The following is a 1,419-nucleotide window of genomic DNA, read 5'->3' as shown; positions in this document are numbered from 1 at the left end:
TGCGGGTATGTGATGGCTTCACCCGCGCATCGAGCCTGAGAAGGAGCCTGTGATGACCACGCCCATTGAACCCACCGACCCCACTGAACCCGAAGACCTCACCGCCCTAGCCCCTCTGATTATTTCGGAGTGGACTTGGCCCATGCCCACTGATGAAGGAGGCGTTCATGGCGGCATTCCCGTTCGCGCCGTAGAAGGCGGGCTCAAGTTTGTTGTCAGCCCGTGGAGCATCATGAACCCGGGGGACCACCTGAGTGTGTTCTGGGGCGACGCCTCGGCGCCCGTATGGGCCGATTCCATTGCGCCGGGGCAGCAAAACCAACCGGTACACGGCGTGCTCGACCCCTCCAAAATCCTGCCCGGCATCGCCGAACCGGTGTACTACAGCGTCAAGCGCAACGGCTCAAGCGTGTCGCAAGAGTCCGAGCCCAAGCTCAGGCTATTGGTCAAACTCGATCGCCCCGGCGGCCTGCATGACGACAACTCGGTGCCCGGCCCAGGCCTGGCCCCGGGCCACTCACGGCTCGGTTTCAGTATTCCCCAAAAGATCATCGACGAGGGGGTGGACCCCACCGACGCCAACAACGGCGTGCCCATCCGCATCGAGTACCCCGGCATTCGCAAGAACGACCGCGTGGTGTTGTCCTGGGGCAGCCAACGCACAACCGTCGCCGTCACCTCGGCGCAGGCCGCCCAGGGCTGGCTGGATGTGCTGATCGACAAGGCCATGATCGAAGCCGCCGGCGATGGCCAGGTGAGCTTCTCCTACCAGGTCATCGATGTCGTCGATAACTACCCCGACCCACGGGCCCAGTGGTCGCGGGTGGCTTACATCAATGTCGACGTGGCCACGCTGCGCCCCGATGCGCCCCTGGTGGTGAACGCCGACCCGGACACCCGCGTCATCGACCTCGACGAGTTGGGCGAGGACGATGTGTTGGTCGTGGTCAACACCCCTGCGGCCCATTTCAAAAAAGGCGACACCGTGCTGCTGACCTGGCGCGGCATCACCGCCCAGGGCGGGGAAATCATCGTCCGCCCCCTCGAACAGAAAGTGAACCTGGTGGGGCTTGGCTTGAACTTTTTTATCGACAACGCCAAGGTCAAGGCCCTGGCCCAGGGCCGCGCCACGGTGTCCTACGTCATAAAACGCACGGGTATTGAAGACCGGGCATCGCGAGTCGCCAGTGCCAGCATCAAGGGCATCCTCAACGACTTACTGCCCCCCAACGTGCTGCAAGCCCCGGGTGGGGTGCTCAACCCCAACGAACCCTCGGCAACTGTGCACATCCCGTACTACGCAGGCCGCAACAGCAGCGACCTGGTGACCCTGATCTGGGAAGCCCAGAACGGCGGCTCGCTGGAGCGCTACGAACAGCCGCTGGTCGTCGGCGACCTCGACGAAGGCGAGCCTATCGT

Annotated in this window: 1 pseudogene; it reads left to right on the top strand. The window is 63.7% G+C overall.

Annotated features, from left to right (window positions below):
• Window positions 1-52: 52 nt before the first annotated feature.
• A pseudogene (locus AC19YT_RS28175) lies at window positions 53-1,419 on the top strand (hypothetical protein); the annotation flags it as partial.

The organism is Pseudomonas sp. MF08875, assembly GCF_059862525.1.
Note: the sequence above shows the minus strand (reverse complement) of the source record. Positions and strands in the feature narration are given on the sequence as shown.